The sequence below is a fragment of the Halothiobacillus sp. genome, from assembly GCF_027346185.1.
GTDB lineage: Bacteria > Pseudomonadota > Gammaproteobacteria > Halothiobacillales > Halothiobacillaceae > Halothiobacillus.
In genome coordinates, this window is the sequence record NZ_DAIESY010000154.1 from 1 (window position 1) to 7,750 (window position 7,750).

A 7,750-nucleotide genomic window follows, 5' to 3' on the forward strand; every position below is an offset into this window, starting at 1 on the left:
GCCTGTCCTCAGCCTGCTTGATCAACTTGGCGATGGTTTCAATGGTGCCCGAATAGTCACCCTGCGGCGTGGGCAGGCGTTCACGAAACAGGAACTCGTCCGCCTCATCGAGCACCGCCACCTCGACCTTGGTGCCACCCAAATCGACGCCGAGGCGCAAACGGCCCTCTGGTTTGAGCTTGTTTTTATCGGTCGCATGTACTGCCATCGACATCAAACCGCGATCAGCCCAGTGCCGCCAAGGCTGCGGCGTAATCCGGCTCGTCGGCGATTTCCGGTACCAATTGCACGTAGCGCACCTGATCGTGTTCATCGAGCACGATCACGGCCCGCGCCGCCAGATGGGCCAACGCGCCATCGGCCAGCAGCACCCCGTAATCACGCAGAAACTCGGGATGCCGGAATGTGGACAGGGTGATCACGTTATCCAGACCTTCGGCACCGCAGAAACGGCTCTGCGCGAAAGGCAGATCGGCAGAAATGCAAAGCACCACGGTATCCGGGCTACCGCCCGCTTTTTCATTGAAGCGGCGCACCGACTGCGCGCAAGTCGGTGTATCCAGACTCGGGAAGATATTCAGAATTTTCTTCTTGCCCGGAAAATCAGCCAGGGTTTTTTCCTGAAGCTGGCCATCGGTAAGCGTGAATGCCGGTGCCTTTGTGCCGATGGTGGGCAACATACCGGCGACCTGAACAGGGTTTCCGTGTAATGTAACTTGACTCATGTGGATACCTTTGCGTGGTGCGGTTATTTGAGGAGAGGCTCAATTGCGCAGCGTGGCGATCAAGCGCTTCGGATGCAAGAGTAAATCCAGGGCATCTTCAATGGATTTACTGACGATATCAGCGGCTGCCACCGTAATCTGAGCCGCACCCTCGGCCTGAATCACAACCAAGCCCAATGCAGTCTCTTGCAGCATCGTGGCATCGTTACGGCCATTGCCGATGGCAACGCACTGGTCTGCACCCAACTCACGTACAAACGCAGCCTTGGCCTCGCTTTGCGCGCCGGGTGGCAGAATGTGTAATGAAACCGGTAGACCGGCCAGTTTTTCCGCGGCACTGCCGTGGGTATCGGCCGTGATCACGTGGATGGTCAGAAGTTCTGCAAGCTGCGCCAGTCGTTCCGGCACACCCAAAATCAGCGCACCGTCCTCGGCAATGGTGCCGTTGTAATCGAGCACGAGATGCGCAAGTGACAGGCGAACCCCGCCATTAAAATCGCCAGGTATCTCAACCGTCAGCATCGCCACCGTCCTCGTCTATCGTGATGTTCGGGCCATCGAACTGATCTTGGCGCAGATGGCGCCCCAAGGCAGCCGCCAGTTTGCGCGCCGTTTGTCGATAAATCAGCGCATTGGGGGAGTCTGGAGATCGAACCACGGTCGGCTGTCCCTCATCAACGTCGGTACGGATGGCAAGATCCAGCGGCAACTGTCCCAGCAGCGCCACATGATTTTCCGCCGCCAGTTTTTCGCCACCGCCGGTGCCGAAAATCGGCTCGATATGGCCGCAGTTCGAACAGATATGCACCGACATATTCTCGATGACGCCCAGCACGGGCACATTGACCTTCTCGAACATGGTGATGGCTTTGCGGGCATCTAGCAGGGCGATGTCCTGCGGCGTGGTGACAATCACGCTGCCCGCCACCGGCACCTTTTGCGCCAGTGTGAGCTGAATGTCGCCCGTGCCGGGCGGCATATCGACAATCAGATAATCCAGATCATGCCAGCGCGTATCGTTTAGTAACTGCATCAGCGCCGAAGTGACCATCGGCCCGCGCCAGACCATGGCCTGGGCATCATCGATCAGATAACCGATGGACATGGTTTGCAGGCCGTGCGCCATCACCGGCGCCATCGAACGATCGGCATTCACGATGGGGGTTTGTTTGCTGCCGAGCATCAGCGGCTGGCTCGGCCCGTAGATATCGGCATCGAGCAAACCGACCGCCGCGCCCTCCGCCGCCAGCGCCAAGGCCAGATTCACACTGGTCGTCGATTTGCCCACGCCGCCCTTGCCGGACGCCACTGCAATGATGTTTCGAACGCCAGGTACCGGCTTGCCGTTCTGGCTACTGCCGATCGGGCTGACAAAGGCAATGGTGGTCTTGGCGGATTTGATGCCTTCGATCTTAAGCGCGGTGCGCTCAAGCAATTCGGTCAGTTCGGCCTCATAGCCCGCCGCCGGATAATCGAGCACCACGTCGATGTGCGCCACATCACCCAACACCTCGGCGCGCTCGATGAAATGGGCATCCGCCAGCGTTTCCCCAGCGTGAGGATCAATCAGCGCACCCAAAGCGGCACGCAAAGCCTCTGATAGGGCGGTATCAATTTTTTTTCCAAACAGTCCAAACATCAAGCACCTCCAGACAGTTGTGGTATGCGGTCTTAGCGTTGTCCCTTAAATTATTCTGGTTATTCTGGCCGCATATGCGGGAATAGCAACACATCGCGGATTGAGGGCGAGTCGGTCAGGAACATCACGAGACGGTCGATGCCGATCCCTTCGCCCGCTGTCGGCGGCATGCCGTGTTCCAGCGCGCGGATGTAGTCGGCATCGAAATGCATGGCTTCGTCGTCTCCGGCGTCTTTCTCGGCCACCTGCGCCATGAAGCGTTCTGCCTGATCTTCGGCGTCGTTCAACTCCGAGAAACCATTGGCGATTTCACGACCACCGATGAAGAACTCGAACCGATCGGTCACAAACGGATTATCGTCGTTGCGACGCGCCAAAGGTGACACTTCGGCCGGGTATTCGGTAATGAAGGTCGGCTGAATCAGCTTGTGCTCGGCCGTTTCTTCAAAGATTTCGATCTGGATTTTGCCGAGTCCATAGGAATCCTTGATGTGGATACCCAAACCTTCCGCCACGCGACGAGCGCTGTCGATATCCGAAAGCTGTTCGCGTGTGATATCCGGATTGTGTGCCAGGATGGCATCAACCACCGACAGGCGGGCAAATGGCTGCGCCAGATCGAACGCGGTGCCTTGGTACATCACCATGGTTGAACCGCAGACTGATTCGGCCAGCCGACGCAACAGGTCTTCGGTCATGTCCATCAGATCGATGTAATCAGCATAGGCCTGATAGAACTCGATCATGGTGAATTCAGGGTTGTGGCGCGTCGAGAGACCTTCATTACGGAAATTCCGGTTGATCTCATACACCCGTTCAAAACCGCCGACCACCAAGCGTTTGAGGTACAGCTCCGGCGCGATCCGCAGGTATAAATCCATATCGAGCGCGTTGTGGAAGGTCGTGAACGGCTTGGCCGACGCACCGCCGGGGATCACGTGCATCATCGGGGTTTCGACTTCAAGGAAGTCCTTGGCATTCAAATAATTACGAATGAACTGGATGATCCGGGTGCGCTTGCGGAAAGTGTCGCGCACCGGCTCGTTCATGATCAGATCAACGTAACGCTGGCGGTAGCGCTGTTCGGTATCCGACATGCCGTGGAATTTGTCCGGCAGCGGGCGCAGGCTCTTGGTCAGCAGGCGAATCGAGTCCACGCGCACGGAAAGCTCACCCTTCTGGGTTTTGAACAAGCGGCCTTCGCCGCCGACGATATCGCCGATATCCCAGGTCTTGAAGTCATCATAGGCTGCTTCGCCCAAGGCATCGCGCGCCACATACAACTGGATCCGGCCACTGTGATCGAGGATCGACAGGAAGCTCGCCTTGCCCATCACCCGCTTGGCCATCACGCGCCCGGCAACGACCACACGACGGGGATTCTGCTCGAAGTAATCGGCCTCTTTTTCGGCGTATTCGGCCTGCAATTCCGAAGCACTGGCATCCCGCCGGAAATCATTGGGGAAGGCGTTGCCGCTTGCACGGATGCGACCGAGCTTCTCTCGTCGCTCGGCTATGAGTTTGTTTTCTTCGGCAAGCAGGGTTTCTGGGCTATTTTCTCGGTTATTGGCTTCAGCCGCGCCGTTGGCGGTTTCATGTTCGGACATCAGTTAAATTCCGGTAAATAAATCAGGTCAATAGTGTCTGGAATGCGGCAGGTTCGATTCAGGCCGTACCCACAAGAGCAGACCGGCAAGAATCACAGGCCGCTTTTCAGACTCGCTTCGATAAACGGATCGAGATCGCCATCCAGCACGGCTTGCGTGTTGCCGGTTTCATAGCCGGTGCGCAAGTCCTTGATACGGCTTTGGTCGAGCACGTAGGAACGAATCTGGTTGCCCCAGGACACATCGGATTTGGTGTCTTCCAGTGCCTGGCTGACGGCATTGCGCTTTTGCACTTCCAGCTCATAGAGCTTGGCTTTGAGCATTTTCATGGCGCGGTCACGGTTCTGAATCTGTGAACGTTCCGCCTGACACGCCACCACGACCCCGGTCGGGATATGCGTGAAGCGCACTGCCGATTCGGTTCGGTTGACGTGCTGCCCACCGGCACCGGAGGCGCGGAAAACATCTACGCGCAAATCGGCAGGGTTCACTTCGATTTCGATATTGTCATCGACTTCCGGCGACACGAATACCGAAGCGAACGAGGTATGGCGGCGGTTATCGGAATCGAACGGCGATTTGCGAACGAGGCGATGCACCCCGATTTCGGTTCGCAGCCAACCGAAGGCGTACTCGCCCTCAAATCGGATCGTGGCGGATTTGATACCGGCCACCTCACCATCGGACACTTCCATCACCTCGGTCTTGAAGCCACGGCGATCGCCCCAGCGCAGATACATACGCATCAGAATGCTGGCCCAATCCTGAGACTCGGTACCGCCCGCACCCGACTGAATATCGAGGTAGGCATTGGACTCATCCATTTCGCCGGAGAACATGCGCCGAAATTCCAGATCGGCGATCTGTTTCTCGAATTCGGCCACGTCTTTTTCAATGGAAGCCACGGTGGCTTCGTCATCTTCCTCTGCGGCCATTTCCAGCAAATCGGCGTTATCGTTCAAGCCTTGCGCCATATCGGCCAGCGTGTGGACGACGCGCTCAAGCGAAGCGCGTTCCTTGCCTAAGGCCTGCGCCCGAGCCGGGTCGTTCCACACATCGGGCACTTCGAGCTCTCGATCGACTTCTTCTAAGCGTTCTTTTTTGACATCGAAGTCAAAGATACCCCCGAAGCGCGGCCGCGCGTGAGGACAGGTCTTTGATCTTGAACAGGATAGGATTAATTTCGAGCATGGTTCTGTTTCGTTACGGATTCATGAAAATAGGTTGAATATTGTAACGCAATGCGACGCATAAGGGATCGGACTCTAATGAACACTGAAAAACTGCAGGTTGGAGTTAGTCAGCGCATTCAAAAGAAAAATCGCCCCACTGCATTTGCAGCACACTTAGGGCCACGATGGGTGCCGTTTCGGTTCGCAACACGCGCGGCCCGAGTGTCAGCGGCATAAAACCCGACGCAATGGCTACTTCGATTTCGTGATCACTAAGCCCGCCTTCGGGGCCTATCAAAACCGCTACATTTTCTGGACTTGCGACAAACGGTTTCGCTGCATGACCTCTATTCGGGTGCAAAACCCATTTGAGCGCCGCGTCGGTCTGCGCTAAGGCATCTTCAAGCGATAGGATCGGATTGATGCGCGGCAGCTTATTGCGCCCGGATTGCTCGCAAGCGCCGATCGCGATATCGATGAAACGGGCGTGGCGCTTATCGGCGCGTTCACCCTTCAGGTCGACGATGCTACGCTCGGTCGCCACCGGGGTGATTCGGGTCACGCCCAACTCGACCGCCTTCTGAATCACCCAGTCCATTTTTTCGCCCTTGCCCATCGCCTGCAGAAGATGAATCTGCAACGGCGATTCGACGCTGTGCATCACCACCCGACCAATTGCAAGCGAGGCCTCGCGCTTGCCCAAACTGAGCGTCGCATCGGCTTCGTGGTTTTGGCCATCGAAAACACGCACGGCCTGCCCATCGCGCAGGCGCAAAACATTTTTCAGGTAATTGAGCCGCTCGGCGGACAGCGGCAGGGTTGCACCTTCCGCCAGCACTGCGTCGAGGTAGATTCGTGGTACGCGCACCGGTCAATCCCTCTCGCTAGTCCTGCACCGCAAAACGCACGGCATCTAAGGTGACATCGGCGAGCATCTGCCATTGATCGTCATCCATGACGTACGGCGGCATCCAGTAGATGGTATTCCCCAGCGGGCGGAGCAGCACTTCGTGGTCCAGCGCGTACCGATAAGCCTTCTGGTTGCGACGTTCCGCCCGCGGGAACGGATTGCCCTGATTGCCGGGCCGGTCGTCGACCAGATCCATGGCCACGATCATGCCGCAACGACGCAGATGCGCGATGTTGGGCAACTCGGCCAAGGGCGCGGTGAGCCGGTCGATCATCGCCCCGCGCTGACGATTGCGTTCGATCACATTATCCTGCTCGAAGATATCCAGCGTCGCCAGCGCGGCCGTGCAGGCCAGCGGATTGCCGGTGTAACTGTGTGAATGCAGGAAGGCCCGGCTGACGGGCGCCTCACAATAAAACGCCTGATAGATGTCCTCGGTGGTGAGCACGGCGGAAAGGGGCAGATAGCCGCCGGTAATACCCTTGGACAGACACAGAATATCCGGCGTGATGCCGCCCTGCTCGCAGGCAAACAGGGTGCCGGTGCGGCCGAATCCAACCGCGATTTCATCGGCAATCAGATGCACCTCGAATTCATCGCACAAGGCGCGCAAACCCGCAAGATAGGCCGGTTCGTGCATCCGCATCCCGGCGGCGCATTGCACCAGTGGCTCGATGATGATCGCGCAGGTTGAAGACGCCACGCGTTCGAGCAACGCACGCATACCCGCCAATGCGCGCTCGGTAACATCGGCGCAGGATTCACCGGATGCGGCCTGCTGGCAATCAGGTGAAGGCGCGATAAAGGCGGGCTGGATCAGGGGCGCATAGGTTTCGGTGAAAATGGGAATGTTCCCGACCCCGAGCGCGCCCATGGTTTCGCCGTGATAGCTGTTTTCCAGGGCGATGAACCGCGTTTTTTCCCCGCGACCAAGATTGCGCCAGTAGTGAAAGCTCATTTTCAGCGCGACTTCCACACCGGAAGCACCGTTATCCGCGAAAAACACCCGCTCCAGACCCGGCGGCGTCAATTGAACCAATCGTTCGGATAACTCGACCACCGGCTGATGGCTGAATCCGGCGAGAATCACATGTTCGAGCTGATCGAGCTGTGCCTTGAGACGCGCATTGATCACAGGATTGGCGTGCCCGAACAGATTCACCCACCACGAACTGATCACATCGAGATAGCGTCGACCTTCAAAGTCGTAAAGCCAGGAACCCTCGCCACGCGACACGGGGATCGGCGGCAGGGTCTCATGCTCTTTCATCTGGGTGCAGGGATGCCAGAGGACCGCCAGATCGCGGTCGATCCAGGATTGATTCGAACTCATTATGTTTAACCTGAGGTTATCTTGTGACCGGTGCGACCACGAGATTGGAACTATCGACCGACTTCACCTCGACGATCGAGCCCGATGGCATGTCCGGTCCGAGTACACGCCAACGCGAATCCCCGATTCGAACCCAACCCACGCCATTGACGATGGGGGCTTCAAGGGTGAAATGACGGCCGATATATTGCTCGCCTCGCCGATTAAGCTTGGGGTGGTCGGTGGCCTGCTTGTTCGGCACGAATACCCGACGCCCGATCAAGACGGCAACGATCGATAGGACGGCGAACAGACCGATCTGCACCGGCCAGCCGATATCCGGCATGAAAAAGCTGATACCGCCGACCACGCCAGCGGCCACGCC

9 protein-coding genes are annotated in these 7,750 nt (G+C 57.7%); all 9 read right to left on the reverse strand.

What is annotated here, in order from left to right:
* On the reverse strand, nucleotides 1-208 hold a 208-nt coding region (locus M7R55_RS10955), incomplete at its 3' end, for an ROK family protein (protein ID WP_298220484.1).
* Between the two features lie 16 nt (nucleotides 209-224).
* A complete protein-coding gene (gene tpx / locus M7R55_RS10960; protein WP_298220486.1) occupies nucleotides 225-725 on the reverse strand; it encodes a thiol peroxidase in 501 nt (166 codons plus the stop codon).
* 39 nt (nucleotides 726-764) lie between these two features.
* The gene (locus tag M7R55_RS10965) at nucleotides 765-1,247 is read right to left on the reverse strand and encodes an HAD hydrolase family protein (protein ID WP_298220488.1); all 483 of its coding nucleotides are present in this window, start codon (nucleotides 1,245-1,247) and stop codon (nucleotides 765-767) included.
* Nucleotides 1,234-2,364 (reverse strand): iron-sulfur cluster carrier protein ApbC, encoded by a 1,131-nt coding sequence (apbC, locus tag M7R55_RS10970; RefSeq protein WP_298220490.1) that lies wholly within the window; start codon nucleotides 2,362-2,364, stop codon nucleotides 1,234-1,236. Before apbC ends, M7R55_RS10965 begins: the two co-directional genes overlap by 14 nt.
* A 59-nt stretch (nucleotides 2,365-2,423) precedes the next feature.
* On the reverse strand, nucleotides 2,424-3,971 hold the full coding sequence (gene lysS, locus M7R55_RS10975) for a lysine--tRNA ligase (protein ID WP_298220492.1): 1,548 nt from the start codon (nucleotides 3,969-3,971) through the stop codon (nucleotides 2,424-2,426).
* A gap of 92 nt (nucleotides 3,972-4,063) precedes the next feature.
* Nucleotides 4,064-5,162, reverse strand: a protein-coding gene (gene prfB / locus M7R55_RS10980; RefSeq protein WP_298220495.1) for a peptide chain release factor 2 whose coding sequence is annotated in 2 segments (ribosomal slippage) — nucleotides 4,064-5,086 and nucleotides 5,088-5,162 — 1,098 coding nt in all. Because the reading frame shifts where the segments join, the coding sequence is not laid out codon by codon here.
* Nucleotides 5,163-5,267: 105 nt separating this feature from the next.
* A complete protein-coding gene (locus M7R55_RS10985) occupies nucleotides 5,268-6,011 on the reverse strand; it encodes a 16S rRNA (uracil(1498)-N(3))-methyltransferase (protein ID WP_298220497.1) in 744 nt (247 codons plus the stop codon).
* 16 nt (nucleotides 6,012-6,027) lie between these two features.
* Entirely contained in the window at nucleotides 6,028-7,386 is a 1,359-nt protein-coding gene (gene bioA / locus M7R55_RS10990; protein WP_298220499.1) for an adenosylmethionine--8-amino-7-oxononanoate transaminase, read from the reverse strand.
* Nucleotides 7,387-7,402: 16 nt separating this feature from the next.
* The coding region (locus M7R55_RS10995) for an NfeD family protein (RefSeq protein ID WP_298220501.1) at nucleotides 7,403-7,750 on the reverse strand (348 nt) is incomplete at its 5' end.